Origin of the sequence: Streptomyces sp. SAI-135, assembly GCF_029893805.1 — a bacterium.
Taxonomy (GTDB): domain Bacteria; phylum Actinomycetota; class Actinomycetes; order Streptomycetales; family Streptomycetaceae; genus Streptomyces.
The window spans coordinates 1,916,093-1,933,469 of the sequence record NZ_JARXYP010000002.1; the positions used below are offsets into that span (position 1 = coordinate 1,916,093).

The window sequence follows — 17,377 nt, forward strand, 5'->3', positions numbered from 1 at the left end:
GGCGGCCCGCGGAAACGTAAGCTGTGGCTCGTCACACGGACCGGGCAGCGGGGATGAACATGGCGATGATGCGCCTGAGGCGCGAGGACCCGCGCGTCGTCGGCTCGTTCAGGCTTCACAGACGGCTCGGCGCGGGGGGTATGGGGGTCGTCTACCTGGGCTCCGACCGCAAGGGACAGCGGGTCGCGTTGAAGGTCATCCGGCCGGATCTGGCCGAGGACCAGGAGTTCCGGTCACGGTTCGCGCGCGAGGTCTCCGCGGCCCGGCGGATCCGTGGCGGCTGCACGGCCCGGCTCGTCGCGGCCGACCTGGAGGCGGACCGTCCGTGGTTCGCCACCCAGTACGTGCCCGGCCCCTCCCTGCACGACAAGGTCGTCGACGAGGGTGCGCTCGGCGCCGCCGAGGTGGCCTCCATCGGGGCCGCCCTGTCGGAGGGGCTCGTCGCCGTGCACGAGGCGGGGGTGGTGCACCGCGACCTCAAGCCGTCGAACATCCTCCTCTCCCCCAAGGGCCCCCGGATCATCGACTTCGGCATCGCCTGGGCGACCGGTGCCTCCACCCTGACCCATGTCGGCACCGCCGTCGGCTCCCCCGGCTTCCTCGCGCCCGAGCAGGTGCGCGGCGCCGCGGTGACGCCGGCCACGGACGTGTTCTCGCTGGGCGCGACCCTGGCGTACGCGTCGATGGGCGACTCGCCCTTCGGGCACGGCAGTTCCGAGGTGATGCTGTACCGCGTGGTGCACGAGGAGGCCCAGCTGCACGGCGTGCCCGACGCGGTCGCCCCGCTCATCCGCGCGTGCCTGGCGAAAGATCCCGAGGAGCGGCCGAGCACCCTCCAGTTGTCGCTGCGGCTCAAGGAGATCGCGGCCCGCGAGGCGCAGGGCCTGCCGGATCTGCGCCCGCCCGTCCCTCGTGCCGGTGAGGCGGACCGGCCCACCGGGCGCATCGCCGACACCTACCCGGAGCGGGCCGCCCAGCGCCGCCCGCAGGGTTCTTCGGGCACCTCCGGTTCGCAGGGGGCTTCCTCGGCGCGCGGCTCCGGACCGGCGCGGGGCCAGACCCCGGCGCGCGGCGGAGTGCCGTCGCGCGGCGGCAGCACCCCGCGCGGCAACGGCGTGCCCTCCTCCCGCTCCGGCCCCCGGCCCACCCCCGCCTCCTCGCGGAACACGACCCGCTCCGGCAGCGGAAGCCGGCCCGCGCCGCGCAGCGGTAGCGGCCGCCCGGCCCCCAGGAACACCAAGACGGGGCTGCGTCCCGCCAACCCCCGCCTCCTACGTCAGCGGCTGTTCGTGTTCGTCGTGGTGACCCTGCTCGTGGCGCTCGGCATCGCCGCGGCCCAGGGCTGCCAGGGGCCGCCGCGCGGACTCGGCGGCGGTGACGGTGTCGTGCGCGAACAGCGGCAGGGACAGGTGCACGCGTCGCCGGACCAGGCACCGCAGCAGGGGTCGGTCGGCGGCACGGACTGAGCCGCGCCGCCGGGACCGTCGTAGGCGTTGCCCAGGACCGGAGGAAACCGCTGGTCAGGCCTGCGGTCGGCCCGTGGCCACCGCGTAGAAGGCGACCGCTGCCGCCGCGCCCACGTTGAGGGAGTCCACGCCGTGGGCCATCGGGATGCGGACCCATTCGTCGGCGGCGACCAGGGCCTGGGTGGTCAGGCCGTCGCCCTCGGCGCCGAGCATCAGGGCGACCCGGTCCATCTTGTGCGGGGCGGCCTCGTCGAGGGTCCTGGCCTTGGCGTCGGGGGTGAGGGCGAGGAGGGTGAAGCCGGCCTCGCGGACCGAGTCCAGGCCCTTGGGCCAGGTGTCGAGACGGGCGTAGGGGACGGAGAAGACCGCGCCCATGGAGACCTTGACGCTGCGGCGGTACAGGGGGTCGGCGCAGTCCGGGGAGAGCAGGACCGCGTCCATGCCGAGGGCCGCCGCCGAGCGGAAGATGGCGCCGATGTTGGTGTGGTCGTTGACGGACTCCATGACCACCACACGGCGGGCGGTCTGGAGCAACTCGCCCGCGGTGGGCAGCGGTTTGCGCTGCATGGAGGCGAGCGCGCCGCGGTGCACGTGGTAGCCGGTGACCTGTTCGGCGAGCTCGGGGCTGACGGCGTAGACCGGGGCGGGGAGTTCGTCGATGACGTCGCGCATGACGTCGACCCACTTGGCGGACAGCAGCATGGAGCGCATCTCGTAGCCCGCGTCCTTGGCCCGGCGGATGACTTTCTCGCCCTCGGCGATGAACAGGCCCTCGGCCGGCTCGCGTTTGCGGCGCAGCTCGACGTCGGTCAGGCCCGTGTAGTCGTGCAGGCGCGGGTCGTCGGGATCCTCGACGGTGATGAGATCGGCCACAGGGTGATACTGCCTTGTCCTGGGTGCGGTGCCAACGGCTGGGGACGGGTTGGGTTACCCCCGGGTTACGCCAATGTCCGCAGCCCCACGCCGACGACCTCGCCGACGACGATGACGGCCGGGGGCTTCACGTCCTCGGCGACGACCACCTCGGCCACCGTCGCCAGGGTCGCGTCGACCCGGCGCTGGGCGGCCGTCGTCCCCTCCTGGACCAGGGCCACCGGGGTGTCGGGCGACTTGCCGTGCGCGACCAGGGTCTCGGCGATCCTGCCGATCTTGTCGACGCCCATGAGGATCACCAGCGTGCCGGTGAGCCTCGCGAGGGACGACCAGTCGACCAGGGAGCGTTCGTCGTCCGGCGCCACATGGCCGCTGACCACCGTGAACTCGTGGGCCACGCCCCGGTGGGTGACGGGGATGCCGGCCGCGCCCGGGACCGAGATCGAGCTGGAGATGCCGGGGACGACCGTGCAGGGGATGCCGGCCTCGGCGAGGGCGTGCAGCTCCTCCATGCCACGGCCGAAGACGTAAGGGTCCCCGCCCTTCAGCCGTACGACGGACTTGCCCTGCTTGGCGTGCTCGATCAGGGCGTTGTTGATGGCCTCCTGGGCCATGAAACGGCCGTACGGGATCTTCGCCGCGTCGATGACCTCGACGTGCGGCGGGAGCTCGGCGAGGAGGTCGCGGGGGCCGAGGCGGTCGGCGATGACGACGTCGGCCTCGGCGAGCAGGCGGCGGCCGCGGACCGTGATCAGGTCGGGGTCGCCGGGGCCGCCGCCGACGAGGGCGACGCCGGGGGTGCGGGTGCGGTGGTGCGGGGCGACGAGGGTGCCGTCGCGCAGGCCCTCCACGACCGCGTCGCGGATGGCGGCGGTGTGGCGGGGGTCGCGGCCCTTGGCGTTCGTCGTGAGCACGGCCACCGTGACGCCCTCGCTGTGGCCCGTCGCCGGGGTCCAGGCGGTGGCGGCGTCGGCGTCGTCGGAGCGGACGCACCAGACACGGTGCCGCTCCGCTTCGGCGGAGGCGCGGGTGTTCGCCTCGCTGTCGCTGGTGGCGATGAGGGCGTACCAGGCGTCTTCCAGGTCGCCTTCCTGGTACGGCCGCCGTTCCCAGGTGATCTCGCCCGCGTCCGCCATCGCCTCCACGGAGGGGGTCGCCGCCGGGGACACGAGGAGGACGTCCGCGCCCGCCGCGATCAGGGCCGGGAGGCGGCGCTGGGCGACCTGGCCGCCGCCGAGGACGACGACCTTGCGGTCGGTGAGGCGGAGGCCTACGGGGTAGGCGGGGTTCTCGGCCATGAGGGTGCGGCTCCTCCGGGGCTTGGCGGTGGCCCTGACGTGCGGATTTTACGGGGTGGCGGCGTGCGGCGGCGCAGGTGTCCAGTGGCTGGGCGTCGTCGCCGGGTGCGGGTGCGTGGGTCCGTGCCCGCCCGTCCTGGCCTGCGGGACGGCTGGGTGCGTAAGTCCGTGCCTACTCGTCCCGGCCTGCGGGACGACCGGGCGCGTGAGTCCGTGCCCCCCGTCCCGGGGCCTGCGAGACGACTGCCCTCGGACTCACGGCAGGGGAAGGGACGCGCGGACCCCGTCCCCGCGTCCCCCTCGCAGACGCCTACTTCTCGGTGACCCCCGCGGAGTCGAACGTCGCCACCTCGTGCATGGCCCGTGCCGTGCTCTGCACCAGCGGCAGGGCCAGCAGCGCGCCCGTGCCCTCGCCGAGACGCAGGTCGAGGTCGACCAGGGGGCGCAGGCCGAGCTTGTTCAGGGCGGCCACATGGCCCGGTTCCGCGCTGCGGTGGCCCGCGATGCAGGCCGCGAGGACCTCCGGGGCGATCGCGCGGGCCACCAGGGCGGCGGCGCCCGCGCTCACACCGTCGAGGATGACCGGGGTGCGGAGCGAGGCACCGCCCAGCAACAGGCCGACCATCGCCGCGTGTTCGAAGCCGCCGATCGCCGCCAGGACCCCGATCGGGTCGGCCGGGTCCGGCTGGTGGAGCTCGATCGCACGGCGGACGACCTCGGTCTTGCGGGCCAGGGTCTCGTCGTTGATGCCGGTGCCGCGGCCGGTGACCTCGGCGGGGTCGGTGTCCGTGAAGACCGAGATGAGGGCGGCGGACGCGGTGGTGTTCGCGATGCCCATCTCGCCCGTGAGCAGGGCCTTGTTGCCGGCCGCGACCAGGTCGCGCGCGGTCTCGATGCCGACCTCGATGGCCTGCTTGGCCTCCTCGCGGGTCATCGCGGGCCCGGTGGTCATGTCGGACGTGCCCGCCCGGATCTTGCGCGGCAACAGGCCCGGGGTGGCCGGGAGTTCGCAGGCCACACCGACGTCGACCACGCACACCTCGGCACCCACCTGGCCGGCGAAGGCGTTGCAGACGGCGCCGCCGCCGAGGAAGTTGGCGACCATCTGGGCCGTCACCTCCTGCGGCCAGGGGGTGACGCCCTGGGCGTGCACGCCGTGGTCACCGGCGAAGATCGCGACGGCCGCGGGCTCGGGGATCGGCGGCGGGCACTGCCGGGAGAGCCCGGACAGCTGGGCGGAGATGATCTCCAGCATGCCGAGCGCGCCGGCCGGCTTGGTCATCCGCTTCTGCCGCTCCCAGGCCTCGCCGAGCGCCTTGGCGTCCAGCGGGCGGATCTGGGCGACGGTCTCGCCGAGCAGGTCGTGCGGCTCCTCGCCGGGCAGGGCGCGGCGGCCGTAGGTCTCCTCGTGCACGACCCACGACAGCGGGCGCCGCTTGGACCAGCCGGCCTGCATCAGCTCGGGCTCGTCCGGGAACTCGTCGACGTACCCGACGCACAGGTAGGCGATGACCTCCAGGTGCTCGGGCAGGCCGAGGGCGCGGACCATCTCGCGCTCGTCGAAGAAGCTGACCCAGCCGACGCCGAGGCCCTCGGCGCGGGCGGCGAGCCAGAGGTTCTCCACGGCGAGCGCGGCGGAGTACGGGGCCATCTGCGGCTGGGTGTGCCGGCCGAGGGTGTGGCGGCCGCCGCGGGTCGGGTCGGCGGTGACGACGATGTTCACCGGGGTCTCGAGGATGGCCTCGATCTTCAGTTCCTTGAACTGCTTGGCCCGGCCCTTGGGCAGCGACTTGGCGTACGCCTCGCGCTGGCGCTGGGCCAGGTCCTGCATCGCGGCGCGCGTCTCGGCGGAGCGGATGACGACGAAGTCCCAGGGCTGCGAGTGCCCGACGGACGGGGCCGTGTGGGCGGCCTCCAGGACGCGGAGCAGCACCTCGTGCGGGATCGGGTCGCTGCGGAAGCCGTTGCGGATGTCGCGGCGCTCGCGCATGACCTTGAGGACGGCCTCGCGCTCGGCGTCGTCGTAGGCGGGCGCGGCGGGGCCCGTGGACTGTCGTGCCTCTTCCACGGGAGCCGTGCTCACTTCCTGGACTGCCTGTTCTTCCTGGTCTTCCTGTTCGGCCGCCCGGGTGTCCAGGTCGTCCGCCTGCTGGGCGAATCGGGGGTCCCCGGCCGCCTCGCGCGGGGCCGGGACCACGGGTTGCTGTACGCCGTCCGCGGGAAGCGCCACGGGGTGGGGCGGAGTCGGCGCGAGGTGCGGGGTGGTCGGCACGGAGCCTTCCACGGGCACGAACTCGCCCAGGGCCTGTCCCGGTCGGGGTTCCAGGGGGACGCCGGCGGGCAGCACGACGGGGGGCGCGGCGGAGCCGGGGGCGGCGAACTGGGTCTGTGCGCCCGGGAGTTGGGCCGCGAGCGGCTGGGGCGCCGGCGTCTGCGGGCCCTGCGGTGCCTGGTCCGGGGTGGGCGGGAACTCCTCCTGCGCGGCGGGCTCTGAGGGCTGGACTGCGGCTGCCTGGGCCATCGGGTCCGTCGCCGGTACGACGGTGTCGGCAGCCTCCGCCGCGTCCGCCGCGACGGGCTGGACGAGGTCCGGGGCCTGCGGTTCCTCGGCGGGCAGGGCCGGAGCGGGCTCCTGGATCTGATCGGCCGCCGCTGCCGGCTGCTCGGCGGGGAGCGGCTCGGGGGCCTCGGGCGCGGATGCGTTCTCCGCGGGTACGGGGAGGTCCTCGACCGGCGCGGTGACGGGGAGGTCCTCGACCGGCGCGGTGACGGGCTCCACCGGCTGCGGAACCTGTCCGGTCTCCGCGGCAGCCTGAGTCACGGCTTCGGGGGCGTCCGGGACGGCCGTGGCGACGGCGTCCTCGGCGGGCGGTGCGAGGTCGGGAGCTGCGGGCTCCGGGGCCGCCACGGCTTCCTGGACGGAGTCCGGAGCAGCCGGAGCCTCCTGGGGGGCGTCCGCTTCCTGGACCGCGACCGCGACGGGTTCGGGGTCCAGGATCGCGCCCGTCTCGGGGGCGACAGCGGCTTGTTCCCCGGCCGTCACCGCTTCCTGGACGACCGCTTCCTGGACGACACCGACCGGCTCCGGAACGGCCGGCTCCTGGGCGGCGACAGGCTGCGGGGCAACAGGCTGCCCGGCGACGGCGGCCGCCGCCTCCGCCTCCTCCTGCCCTTCCGTCCCCGCCTCGGTTCCGGCGACCTCCGCCTCGGCCAGGGGCTGCGCGACGACAGGCTCGGCCACGACCGGCTCGTCCGCGGGCGGCTCAGCCACGACGGCCTCGACGGCCGGCACGGCCTCGGGCGCGGGCACCTGCTCGGCGGCCTCGCCCGCCTGGGTGTCCTCCATCACCGGCGGCACCTCGGCGGCGTGGACCGCGTCCTCCGTGGCACCGACGGCCGTGTCGGGGTCGGGTCCGGCAGGCACGGTCGGGTCCGCGGGGACGGCCGGAACCTCCTCGGGCAGGGAACCGTCTCCCGATGCCTGACCCGCATCCGGGCCGGAGTCGACGACGGCAGCCGGCCCGGTCTCGGCGGGCTGGGTTCCGTCGGGCACGGGACCGTCAGCCGCGACCTGGCCCGCTTCGGCGATCGGGGGCTGCGACGGCTCCGGCGCGGGTGCGGCCTCCGGGCTCGGTACGGCGTCCGGCACCACAGCCGTCCCCTCGTACCCGGCGGCCTGCGCAGCGCCCACCGGTTCCGGTTCCGGCGCCGGAACAACCGTTTCGGCAGCCGGGGCCACGGTGCCCACCGGCGCCTGTACGGCGGCCTGGGCCGGGGCACCCCAGGGGACCGCGCCCTGCGGCTGCGGGGCGTCGAAGTACTCGGGGCCCGGCGTGGCCGCGGCCGGCTGCCGTACGGGCACACCCGCGGGCCCGCGGTCGGCGAGGGAACGGACCGGGCTCGCGGAGGCGTCGGGGATCGGCGGGCCGAGGTGCAGGGGCCGGCGGGGGGTGATGGGCGGGATCGGCACCGTAGGAGCCTGGACCTGGGGGGTGCGGACGGCGCTCAGATCGTGCGCCCCGCTGTCCCGGCCGGACATCTCGTGCGGGCCCGGCTCGTGGACGGTCTCGACGACCGGTTCCGGAGCGGGCGGGGCGACCTCGTTGCCCCAGGGGCTCTGGGCGCCCGGCAGCAGCAACAGGTCTTCGTCCTCGGCGGTGGTCTCGGAGAGGTAGGTGTACGCACCCGGCGCAGGGACGCCCGGCTGTTCCACCATGCCTGCGTTCTCCGGCAGTCCCTCGCCCGGGACCTGGCCGGTGTCGGTCATGCGTACCCCTCGCCCATCGGTTAGTGCTTCTACGACCAGCTCGCCGGGGACGGCGCACCGACCGCCCCCGTGGTGAAGAACGAGCGTGCGTGCCCAGCGGCACGAACGGCCCGCCGAGAAAGACGACAAAGCCATTAACTGGCATTGTCCCGGCCGTTCCCCCGTCGCGACAGGTTGATCCGCGACAGCCCGCTGTGGACTGCGCCACGTTGCGCGTCCTCCGGTTCTGCCGTACCACACCCATCCCAAAACGGGCGCGCTTTCCGGACATTGACGAACGAATGCCGGGCCACCGGGTGCGGTACAACAGTCGGCCAGCCTACCGCGCGCAGTACGACAACAGGATCACGGGGGACGGCGGAGCGCGACGGTCGGGGTCAGGCCGTACGGTCCGGGAGCACCGCGCTGAGCAGGAACGCGACACTCCGTTCCGTCTCCGTCCAGGCCCGGGTGTCGAGTTCGACGGACTGGAGGAGGGCGCACTCGACGCGGTAGCCGTGTTCGGTGAGATCCCGGCCGACGAGTTCGGCCTCGTCGCGGGTGGCCGCGTGGGCGACGATGCGCTGCGGGCGGCGGTCGGCGACCGCGGAGACCACGGCCACTCCCCCGCCCCCGACGCGCACGACGTCCGGTTCGGGGAGGTTCTCCAGGACGTGCGGGGCGGTGCCGGGGACGATCTGGACCTGGAGTCCGAAGGCGCGGGCGTTGGCCTCGGTGCGCTCGCAGGCCCTCAGGTCGCGGTCGACGGCGATGACGGCGGCGCCGGCCCGGGCGGCCTCGGTGGCGAAGGCACCGCTGCCGCAGCCGATGTCCCACACGAGGTCGCCGACGCGCGGTCCCAGCCGGGCGAGTTGGGCGGCGCGCAGCGGTTCCAGTTCGCCCTCGCCCATGAGGCCGCCGTAGGACTCGGCGGGCAGGGTCCAGCCGCGCGGGGCTGCGGCCGGGTCGCGGCCGGCGATCCAGCCGCCGTCCTCGGTCACGGGCGCGGTGCCGCCGATGACGATGACGATGTTGGGGTCGCGCCAGGTGTGGTCGGCGGCCTTGTCCGAGGTGACGACGGTGACCTGTTCGCGGTCGGTGCCCAGTTCCTCGCAGATGACGAAGGTGCGGTGCACGCCCTCCATCAGCAGGCCGAGTTCGGCTGGTCCGGCGCCGGGCGAGGTGAGGACGGCGACCTTGGGGTGGGCCCGGCACACGTTCACCGCGCGGCGCAGGGTGCGCCGGTGTGCGACGACCACCTGGGCGTCGTCCCAGGGCATACCGGCTCGCGCGAAGGCGGCGGCGACCGAGGAGACACCGGGGACGACCTCGACCTCCAGGCCGAACTCGGGTGCGCGCAGGGTCCGTACGACTCCGAAGAACCCGGGGTCGCCGTCGGCGAGCACGACCGCGGTGCCGCGGTGGCCGGTGATGCGGCGGGCGGCGAGGGCGACACTGCCGAGGCGGATGCGTTCGGCGGTGGGGGGCACCTCGGGGAGTGCCAGGTGGTGGGCGGCGCCCGCGACCAGCGTGGCGGCGCCGAGGGCGGAGCGTGCCGCGGCGGTCAGCGGCGAGCCGTCCCAGCCGATCACCGTGACCCGGTCGGCCATCGTCTCTCAGTCTCCAGGGGGGGTGTGCGCGGGCCGTCGTCGGTGGGCAGCCCGCTGGCGGCTCCGTGAGGGTACCCGCTGCGCTGCGGAAGCGTTTTCGCCGGGCCTGCCTGCGAATCCGGTCAGTTCCAGTCTGAGTACGTCGTGAAGCCGTCCGAGTCGGCCAGTTGGTCGCCCGCCCCGTCGAGGTCCTCGGGCAGCAGGCTCCACACGATGAAGTCGGTGCGGACGTCGCTCCAGGTGCCGTCGTCGGCGCGGACGCGCGCTATGCAGGCGCCGCGCAGGACGCCTTCGCTGATACAGCCGATCTTCTGGGCGACCTGCTGGGAGGCGGTGTTGTCGGCCGCCGTGCGCAGCTCGATCCGCTCGAACTTCTGGTCGGTGAACAGCCACTGGGCGGTGGCGAGCGCGGCCTCGGAGGCGTAGCCCTCGCCGCGGGCCCAGGGGGCGATGATGTACGACAACTCGGTGGAGCGGACGTGCCAGTTGGTCCTGGCGAGCTGGACCGTGCCGACCAGGCGCTGGGTGAGGAACTCGGTGACGGCGAAGGTGATGCCGCGGCCGGCCTCCCGTTCGGCCGGCGCGTGGTGCGTGATCCAGTCGCGCGCCTGGTCCTCGCTGTAGGGCTGGGGCACGTCGGTCCAGGCCCCGACCTGCTCGTCGTTCATCATCTCGGCCAGCGCGGGCACGTCGTCCTCGTCGAGGGGGCGCAGCACCAACCGCTCCGTGCTGATGGAGATGTTGGGGAAGGTGCCAGTCATGCGCCACTCCGTAACCGTCGGAAAACCTGCGAGGCCTGCTGAACTGCCCAGCATGCAGCATGAAAGCACCGAACCGCATCACGGGGCCCACACATGGTGAGCGAGTGGACCCCGTGCGTGGCGAAACGTCGTATACGCGCCGGTAGCGCTAGGTCGTTCAGCCCTGCGTCGTTCAGCCCTGCGTCGTTCAGCCCTGCGTCGTTCAGAAGGACGCGATGACGGAACCGGCGTACTTGTCCTGGATGAACTTCTTGACCTCGGCGGAGGTGAGCAGCTTGGCGAGCTTCTTGACCCGCGGGTCGTTCTCGTTGCCTTCCTTGACCGCGAGGAAGTTGCCGTACGGGTTGTTGTCGGCGGACTCCAGGACCAGGGCGTCCGAGGCGGGCTTGAGGTCGGCCTCGATGGCGTAGTTGCCGTTGACGACCGCGGCGTCGACGTCGTCGAGGGAGCGCGGCGTCTGGGCCGCCTCCAGCTCCTTGAACTTGAGGTTCTTCGGGTTCTTGGTGATGTCGGAGGGGGTCGCCTCGTTGCCCACGCCGTCCTTGAGGGTGATCAGGCCGTTCGCGGCGAGCAGCTTGAGGGCGCGCGCCTCGTTCACGCTGTCGTTCGGGACCGCGATCGTCGCGCCGCTCTTGAGGGCGTCGGCGTCCTTGACCTTGTGGGAGTAGAGGCCGAGCGGCTCCAGGTGGACCGTGACGACGGGCGCGATGTGGGTGCCGCGCTTCTTGTTGAAGTCGTCGAGGTAAGGCTGGTTCTGGAAGTAGTTGGCGTCCACCGAGCCGTCCTCGGTGGCCGTGTTCGGGGTCACGTAGTCCGTGAACTCCTTGACCTCCAGGTCGAGGCCCGCCTTCTTCGCCAGGTTCTCCTTGACGTAGTTCAGGATCTCGGCGTGCGGGGTGGGGCTCGCGGCGACGACCAGCGCCCCGCTGGTGTCGGAGGCGGAGTCGGAGCCGGACGAACCGCAGGCGCTGAGCCCGAAGGTCAGGGTTCCGGCGGCGAGGACGGCGGTGGTGAGCTTTGCGGTGTTACGCACGAAAAGTGCCTTTCCTTTTGGGTGCAGTGACCCCGTGAATGGGTGCACGGGACATCTGGGAGCGCGTCAGACGGTCTTGGTGTCCGCCGTCGAGGCCTTCAGCAGACGGAGTTTCGGAGCGGGTCCGGAGCGTCCGCCGCGGCGGTGCAGCGAGCGGGCCGCGTAGTCGCCGGCGGACTGGATGAGCGAGATGACGACGGCGAGGATCGCGACGGTGATCCACATGAGCTGGGTCTCGAAGCGCTGGTAGCCGTAGCGGATGGCGATGTCGCCGAGGCCGCCGGCGCCGACCGTGCCGGCCATCGCGGAATAGCCGATGAGGGCGACGACCGTGGTGGTGGTGCTGGCGATCAGCGAGGGCAGGGCCTCGGGGACGAGGACCTTGCGGACGATCGTCCAGGTGTTGCCGCCCATCGACTGCACGGCCTCGACCAGTCCGCCGTCCACTTCGCGGACAGCCGTCTCGACGAGGCGCGCGAAGAACGGGATCGCTCCGATGGCCAGCGGCACGATGGCGGCCTCACGGCCGATGGTGGTGCCCGTGATCGAGCGGGTGAAGCCCATCAGCGCGACCATCAGGATGATGAACGGCATCGAGCGGGCGATGTTCACGACCTGCCCGATGACCTTGTTCGCGACGACGTTCTGGAGGAGTCCGCCCCGGTCGGTGAGGACCAGCAGGACACCGAGCGGCAGGCCGCCCACGACGGCGATCAGGGTGGACCAGCCGACCATGTAGAGGGTGTCCCAACACGCCTGCTCCAACAGGGGCTGCATCTCGGACCAGGTCACTTGGCACCTTCCTTGGCGGGCTCGCGCTCGCCGACGACATCGATCTGCAGGCCCTGTTCGCGCAGGAAGCCGACGGGCACGACGTTGTCCTCGTAGCGGCCGGGCAGTTCGATGCGCATCCGGCCGACCTGGAGACCGCCGACGGTGTCGATGGCGGCGCCGAGGATCGATATGTCGATGTTGTAGGTGCGCGAGAGCTGGGAGATGACGGGCTGGGTGGCCGCCTCGCCCTGGAAGGTGACGTCGACGACGGTCCGGTCCTCGCCGGTGGCGGCGCCGCCGACGGGGAAGAGCGCGGAGGCCAGCTCGGAGCCGGGGGTCGCGAGCAGTTCGCTGACCGTGCCGGACTCGACGACGCGGCCGTTCTCCATCAGGGCCGCCGAGTCGCAGATCGACTTCACGACGTCCATTTCGTGGGTGATGAGCAGGACGGTCAGGCCGAGCTGCCGGTTCAGGTCGCGCAGCAGCTGGAGGATCGAGCGGGTGGTCTCGGGGTCGAGGGCGCTGGTGGCCTCGTCGGACAGGAGCACCTTGGGGTCGCCGGCCAGGGCGCGGGCGATGCCGACGCGCTGCTTCTGGCCGCCGGAGAGCTGGGCGGGGTACGCCTTGGCCTTGTCGGCCAGCCCGACGAGGTCGAGGAGTTCGAGCGCCTTGCGCGAGCGCTCCTTGCCGGACTTGCCGAGGATCTCCAGCGGCAGTTCGACGTTGTCCTGCACGGTCCGGGTGGACAGCAGGTTGAAGTGCTGGAAGACCATGCCGATACGGCTGCGCGCCTGCCGCAGTTCCCGGCCGGCGCGCGGTCCGCGGCCCGCGAGGGCGGTGAGGTCCTGTCCGTCGACGGTCACGGTGCCGGCGGTGGGGCGCTCCAGCAGGTTGACGCAGCGGATGAGCGAGGACTTGCCGGCGCCGGACTGGCCGATGACGCCGTACACCTCGCCTTCGCGGACGTGCAGATCGACGCCGTCCAGGGCGGTGACCTCACGGCCGCGCGAGCGGTAGACCTTGGTCAGGCCTGTTGTCGTGATCACTGGGGTTCCGTCACTGTCGAGTACCCGGGCGTGGGTGTGCCCTGGTACGGGAGAGAAGTCGTGCGCGGGCACATGGGTCACGTACGGCGTGGACGGCGTACGGACGTGCCGGGGCGGCTCGCTTCGGGGCGCGAGGCTCAGGAGGTGGTGCGGGGGCCCTCTAACAGGCGCACATTCGACACATACAACGAGCACCGGGCGTCATGGTCGCCTCGGTCGCAAGGGTGCGGCAGCTCGTCGTGGTCATGCGATCAGTAAAGCAGACGTATGGGAGCGACCAAGAACCCGCTGTCCGAATGGCGGACAGCGGTGGACAGGTCTCAGACCCGGGCGGAGATCTCCACTCCGGCGGCGGTGACCAGGGCCGACAGGGCCGACAGGTCCTCGACCACCAGGTCGGCGTCGAGCTCGTGGGCCTGGTGGGTTGTGGTCAACGCCACCGTGGTCATCCCGGCGGCACGGCCGGCCCGCAGACCGGCGGGGGCGTCCTCGAACACGACACAGCGGGCCGGGTCGACGCCGAGTTCGCGGGCGGCGAGCAGATACGGCTCGGGGTCGGGCTTGCCGCGGGTCACGTCGTCGGCGGCGACCAGGGTCTTGGGGAGGATGCCGACGGCTTCGAGGCGGGCCTCGGCCAGCCGGCGGGTGGCGGAGGTGACGACGGCCCAGCGGTCGGCGGGCAGGGAGTCGAGGAAGGCCCGGGTCCCGGGGAGCAGGTGGACACCTCCGTTGGGCACGTCTTCCACCTCCAGTTCCTCGATCCGCGCGACGGCCGCCGGTACGACATCGGCGGGCAGCAGGTCGGCGGCTATCTCCACGGCCGTACGTCCGTGCAGTTCGACCCGTGCGAAGGCCTCGGCGGTGATGCCGTACTCCCCGGCCCAGCGCGTCCAGCAGCGGTGCACCGATTCCAGGGAGGAGACGAGGGTTCCGTCGTTGTCGAACAGCAGGGCTTCGGCGTGGATCGTCATGTCCTCGACCCTACGGTGCGGTGCGGGGGCGGCCGCATCAGGCCTTTTGGACCGTAATAGGCTCGCCGCATGTTTGATGCCCTGACGCTGGTGACCGGCGTCGCCGCACTGCTGCTGGCCGCCTGGTGCGGCTGGGCCGCCTACCGTGACGAGCCCACCAAGGACTGGCACTTCATCGGGATGGCCGTGGTGTCGGTGCTGGCGCTGGTCCAGCTCGTGGTGGGGATCGTGCAGCTCGCGCGGGGCGAGAAGCCGGAGCAGGGCACGACGATCTTCGTCGCCTATCTGCTGGGGGCGTTCGCGTGCGTGCCGGCGGCGGGGTTCATGTCGCTCGCGGAGCGGACGCGGTGGGGATCGGTGACGGTCGCCGCCGGCGGTGTGGTGCTGGCCGTTCTGGAGGTGCGGCTCTATGACATCTGGGGAAGCTGACGTGAGCCGACGGTTGATCAGTGGGCCGGGGACGCTGCTGGTGTGGCTGTACGGCGTGATGGTCGTGGGAGCGGTGTCGAGGTCCGCGTACCAGATCTCCACCGAGTTCGACCGGGCGCCGCTTGCGTACTCGCTGTCCGCGGTGGCGGGTGTCGTGTACGGGTTCATCACGTACACGCTGGTGCGGGGCGGAGAGACGGCTCGCAAGGTGGCTCTGGTGTGCTGTGTCGTCGAGCTGCTCGGGGTTTTGACCGTGGGCACCTGGACGTTGGTCGAGCCGTCCGCGTTTCCGGATGCGACGGTGTGGTCGGACTTCGGGATGGGTTACCTGTTCATCCCCGTACTGCTTCCCCTGTCGGCCATCTACTGGCTGCGGAAGGGTGCGCCCAAGGGGGATGCCGCCTGAGGTTCGTCCGGCGGCATCCGGTCCGTGGGGGCTGGTCGCGCAGTTCCCCGCGCCCCTAAAGACTCATGCGGTGGCCGCATATGTTCCCGCGGGCTTCTCCAGGACGATCATCGGGACGCCGTCCGCGCCCTCCGACGTGCCCACCGTCTGGTAGCCGACCTTGCGGTAGAGGCGGAGGTTGCCCTCGCTGCGGTGGCCGGTGAAGAGGCGGAAGCTGGTGGCGCCGCGCTCGTCCGCGAGGGCCGCTTCGGCCGCCCGGAGGAGGCGGGCCCCGATGCCGTGGCCCTGGAGGCGGGGGTGGACGCAGAGTTTGCCGATGGCGGCCGAGCCGTCCTCGGTGACGCGGCCGCGGACCGAGCCGACCACCTCGTCTCCCAGGCGGGCCACGAAGACGCAGTCCGAGGCCACCTCCGCGCGGACCGAGTCCAGGGTCTGGACGAGCGGATCGATGCGGTAGTTGCCGTAGAGCGCCGCCTCACTCTGGAAGCACAGGTACTGCAGCCTGAAGATCTGCTCCGCGTCCTGCTCGGCCGCCGCAGAGATGGTCACGCTCATGCCCATGTGCGCACGCCTCCCGCTCACCTGATCGCCTGTTGTCCCCCACTCCTATCCCCGCGTTCGGCGTGTCGCAACCTCCGGTGCAAGCAGTCGCCGCAGACATCCCAGGCATCTGGAACGTTCCGGACCGAGACTGCCCTGTGAGATACCCAACTCCCCCGCGATCTCCCGGTAGGTGAGGTCCCTCGGGGAGAGGAGGGCCGCCATCAGCGAGGGGCAGCGGCCGGGCAGGCGGCGCACCGCGTCGTGCAGGGCCGTGCGCCGGGCCGCGGCGAGGGCGAGCTGTTCGGGGGTGCGGTCGTCGTCCACCGCGGGTTCGGTGGCGTAGGGCCGTTCGAGGCGGGTCGTACGACGGCTGCGGCGGGACTCGGAGCGGACGGCCCTGCGGAGCCAGCCGGGCGGGTCGAGGGGCGGGCCCTGCGTCTCCAGGTGTTCCAGGAGGCGGAGCCAGACCGCCTGCTCCAGGTCGGCCGGTTCCGTACCGGAGGCATGTGCCTCCGCGGAGGCCTCGGCGGTGAGCAGCGGGCGCAGGGTGGCGACCAGGTCGTGCGTCATATGCGGTACGACACGGCCGCCCGGGCCGTGGGTTGCCCGGGCGGCCGCAAGTCAGCCCGATCGGGGGCTGGTGGCTCAGCCGTTGACGAAGTCCTGGCGGGCGAGGAGGCCGGTGTCCGGGTTGTCGGTGAAGACGCCGTCGATGCCGGTGGCGAAGTACCTCTTGAAGGCGCCGAAGGCGTCCCCGTAGGCGTCCGCGTCCGTGCCCTTGCGGAACTCGGCCGGCAGGAACGGGTTCTCGTTGCGCAGGGTGTAGGGGTGCAGGATCAGCCCCACCTTGTGGGCGTCGGCGACCAGGGTGGTCTCCTTGTCGAGGCTGCCGTCCGCCTTCTTGGTGACGACCAGGTCGAGGGTCGGGCCGATGCCCTGGGCGTAGCCCGCGATCTCCCTGAGGCCCTTGGGGGTGATCAGGTCGGCGACCGTGCGCGGGTCGCCCGTCGCCACGAAGTCCCAGGGGCGGGTGTTCGCGGCGGACAGCAGGACGACCAGGGGGTTGTCGACGAGCTTGTTGAGGCGCTGGATGCTGGTCGGCTCGAAGGACTGGAGGATGACCGGGGAGTTCCGCCGGTCCTTGCCGTGCTTGCGCAGGAGCTTCGCGACCCGCTCCTCCAGGCCCAGGCCGAGCCCCCGGAAATAGGTGGGGTGCTTGGTCTCGGGGTAGATCCACACCTGCTTGCCGCGCTTGCGGGTCTGCTCGTCCTGCCACCTGAGGACTTCCTCGAAGGTGGGGATCTCCCAGCGGCCGTTGTAGAGCGTGTTGTGCGGCCGGTTGGCCGGGATGCGCTCGATCGCGCGGAGCGTCTTGAGCTCGGCGAGGGTGAAGTCCTCGGTGAACCAGCCGGTGGTGGAGACGCCGTCGAGGACCTTGGTCTTCTTCCGGTCGGCGAACTCCTTGTGGTCGGCGACGTCGGTCGTGCCGCCGATCTCCGGTTCGTGGCGGCAGACGAGGTGGCCGTCCTTGGTCGGGACGAGGTCGCCGGCCTCGACGATGTCGGCGCCCAGGTCGAGGGCGAGCTGGTAGGAGCCGAAGGTGTGCTCGGGGCGGTAGCCGCTGGCACCCCGGTGTCCGATGACCGTCGGCACGGGCAGGCTCTTCAGCCCGCCCCCACCGTGCCCCGCGGAGCCGGCGGTGGCGGCTCTCGCCGTGCCCGACAGGCCCAGGACCGCTCCCCCGGCGCCGAGCATCGCGGCCCCGAGAAGTGCCCGTCGTCCGGTGCCGTCCGTGTGCTCGTCCTGCGATCCCATGTGGACCCCTCCTGCCGTCGCCTCTTCGATGCGGGCCGATCGTAGGTCCGGGTCCGTGACGGGCGGGAGACCTCCGGCGGAACACGGGGGTGACGCGTGATGTCGT

General features: G+C 72.4%; 15 protein-coding genes. 3 read left to right on the plus strand and 12 right to left on the minus strand.

All coding sequences use genetic code 11. From position 1 onward, the window contains the following. Window positions 1-53: 53 nt before the first annotated feature. The gene (locus tag M2163_RS13115; protein ID WP_280854250.1) at window positions 54-1,466 is read left to right on the plus strand and encodes a serine/threonine-protein kinase; all 1,413 of its coding nucleotides are present in this window, start codon (window positions 54-56) and stop codon (window positions 1,464-1,466) included. A gap of 54 nt (window positions 1,467-1,520) precedes the next feature. On the opposite strand, the gene M2163_RS13120 is transcribed toward M2163_RS13115, so the two are convergent. From M2163_RS13120 to M2163_RS13160, 9 genes are all read right to left on the minus strand, one after another. Further along, window positions 1,521-2,339 carry an RNA methyltransferase gene (locus M2163_RS13120; protein ID WP_280852609.1) on the minus strand — a complete coding sequence of 273 codons (819 nt, stop codon included), beginning with the start codon at window positions 2,337-2,339 and terminating at the stop codon, window positions 1,521-1,523. Window positions 2,340-2,404: 65 nt separating this feature from the next. Next, window positions 2,405-3,637, minus strand: a complete 1,233-nt coding sequence (gene cobA, locus M2163_RS13125) for a uroporphyrinogen-III C-methyltransferase (protein WP_280852608.1) — start codon at window positions 3,635-3,637, stop codon at window positions 2,405-2,407. 310 nt (window positions 3,638-3,947) lie between these two features. Continuing rightward, the gene (cobT, locus tag M2163_RS13130) at window positions 3,948-7,904 is read right to left on the minus strand and encodes a nicotinate-nucleotide--dimethylbenzimidazole phosphoribosyltransferase (protein ID WP_280894040.1); all 3,957 of its coding nucleotides are present in this window, start codon (window positions 7,902-7,904) and stop codon (window positions 3,948-3,950) included. A gap of 377 nt (window positions 7,905-8,281) precedes the next feature. Continuing rightward, window positions 8,282-9,493, minus strand: a complete 1,212-nt coding sequence (gene cbiE / locus M2163_RS13135; protein WP_280894041.1) for a precorrin-6y C5,15-methyltransferase (decarboxylating) subunit CbiE — start codon at window positions 9,491-9,493, stop codon at window positions 8,282-8,284. Between the two features lie 122 nt (window positions 9,494-9,615). Next, window positions 9,616-10,254, minus strand: a complete 639-nt coding sequence (locus M2163_RS13140) for a GNAT family N-acetyltransferase (protein ID WP_280894042.1) — start codon at window positions 10,252-10,254, stop codon at window positions 9,616-9,618. A 202-nt stretch (window positions 10,255-10,456) separates the two neighbouring features. Beyond that, the gene (locus M2163_RS13145) at window positions 10,457-11,287 is read right to left on the minus strand and encodes a MetQ/NlpA family ABC transporter substrate-binding protein (protein WP_280852604.1); all 831 of its coding nucleotides are present in this window, start codon (window positions 11,285-11,287) and stop codon (window positions 10,457-10,459) included. A 66-nt stretch (window positions 11,288-11,353) separates the two neighbouring features. Continuing rightward, complete coding sequence (locus tag M2163_RS13150) at window positions 11,354-12,079, minus strand: methionine ABC transporter permease (protein WP_280894043.1); 726 nt, start codon at window positions 12,077-12,079, stop codon at window positions 11,354-11,356. Beyond that, entirely contained in the window at window positions 12,076-13,107 is a 1,032-nt protein-coding gene (locus M2163_RS13155) for an ATP-binding cassette domain-containing protein (RefSeq protein WP_280852602.1), read from the minus strand. The genes M2163_RS13150 and M2163_RS13155 overlap by 4 nt, the downstream gene beginning before the upstream one ends. A 320-nt stretch (window positions 13,108-13,427) precedes the next feature. Next, window positions 13,428-14,078, minus strand: a complete 651-nt coding sequence (locus M2163_RS13160; RefSeq protein WP_280894044.1) for an HAD family hydrolase — start codon at window positions 14,076-14,078, stop codon at window positions 13,428-13,430. Window positions 14,079-14,147: 69 nt separating this feature from the next. Here M2163_RS13160 and M2163_RS13165 point away from each other — a divergent pair, with 69 nt between their 5' ends. Together M2163_RS13165 and M2163_RS13170 are read left to right on the plus strand one after the other, a co-directional pair. Further along, a complete protein-coding gene (locus tag M2163_RS13165; protein WP_028807693.1) occupies window positions 14,148-14,507 on the plus strand; it encodes a hypothetical protein in 360 nt (119 codons plus the stop codon). Further along, entirely contained in the window at window positions 14,488-14,913 is a 426-nt protein-coding gene (locus tag M2163_RS13170; RefSeq protein WP_280852600.1) for a hypothetical protein, read from the plus strand. The genes M2163_RS13165 and M2163_RS13170 overlap by 20 nt, the downstream gene beginning before the upstream one ends. Before the next feature lie 63 nt (window positions 14,914-14,976). Here the strand turns inward: M2163_RS13170 and M2163_RS13175 are convergent, their stop codons facing one another. From M2163_RS13175 to M2163_RS13185, 3 genes are all read right to left on the minus strand, one after another. Continuing rightward, complete coding sequence (locus tag M2163_RS13175; RefSeq protein WP_280852599.1) at window positions 14,977-15,474, minus strand: GNAT family N-acetyltransferase; 498 nt, start codon at window positions 15,472-15,474, stop codon at window positions 14,977-14,979. Window positions 15,475-15,519: 45 nt separating this feature from the next. Beyond that, window positions 15,520-16,026 (minus strand): sigma-70 family RNA polymerase sigma factor, encoded by a 507-nt coding sequence (locus tag M2163_RS13180; RefSeq protein ID WP_280894045.1) that lies wholly within the window; start codon window positions 16,024-16,026, stop codon window positions 15,520-15,522. A 75-nt stretch (window positions 16,027-16,101) separates the two neighbouring features. Continuing rightward, the gene (locus M2163_RS13185; protein ID WP_280852597.1) at window positions 16,102-17,271 is read right to left on the minus strand and encodes a glycerophosphodiester phosphodiesterase; all 1,170 of its coding nucleotides are present in this window, start codon (window positions 17,269-17,271) and stop codon (window positions 16,102-16,104) included. Window positions 17,272-17,377 lie beyond the last annotated feature (106 nt).

Coding starts and splice junctions, on each gene's coding strand:
- cbiE (WP_280894041.1), bottom strand. CDS start 9,493: ATGGCCGACCGGGTCACGGTGATCGGCTGGGACGGCTCGCCGCTGACC.
- cobA (WP_280852608.1), bottom strand. CDS start 3,637: ATGGCCGAGAACCCCGCCTACCCCGTAGGCCTCCGCCTCACCGACCGC.
- M2163_RS13180 (WP_280894045.1), bottom strand. CDS start 16,026: ATGACGCACGACCTGGTCGCCACCCTGCGCCCGCTGCTCACCGCCGAG.
- M2163_RS13115 (WP_280854250.1), top strand. CDS start 54: ATGAACATGGCGATGATGCGCCTGAGGCGCGAGGACCCGCGCGTCGTC.
- M2163_RS13165 (WP_028807693.1), top strand. CDS start 14,148: ATGTTTGATGCCCTGACGCTGGTGACCGGCGTCGCCGCACTGCTGCTG.
- M2163_RS13160 (WP_280894044.1), bottom strand. CDS start 14,078: ATGACGATCCACGCCGAAGCCCTGCTGTTCGACAACGACGGAACCCTC.
- M2163_RS13175 (WP_280852599.1), bottom strand. CDS start 15,474: ATGGGCATGAGCGTGACCATCTCTGCGGCGGCCGAGCAGGACGCGGAG.
- M2163_RS13170 (WP_280852600.1), top strand. CDS start 14,488: ATGACATCTGGGGAAGCTGACGTGAGCCGACGGTTGATCAGTGGGCCG.
- cobT (WP_280894040.1), bottom strand. CDS start 7,904: ATGACCGACACCGGCCAGGTCCCGGGCGAGGGACTGCCGGAGAACGCA.
- M2163_RS13140 (WP_280894042.1), bottom strand. CDS start 10,254: ATGACTGGCACCTTCCCCAACATCTCCATCAGCACGGAGCGGTTGGTG.
- M2163_RS13185 (WP_280852597.1), bottom strand. CDS start 17,271: ATGGGATCGCAGGACGAGCACACGGACGGCACCGGACGACGGGCACTT.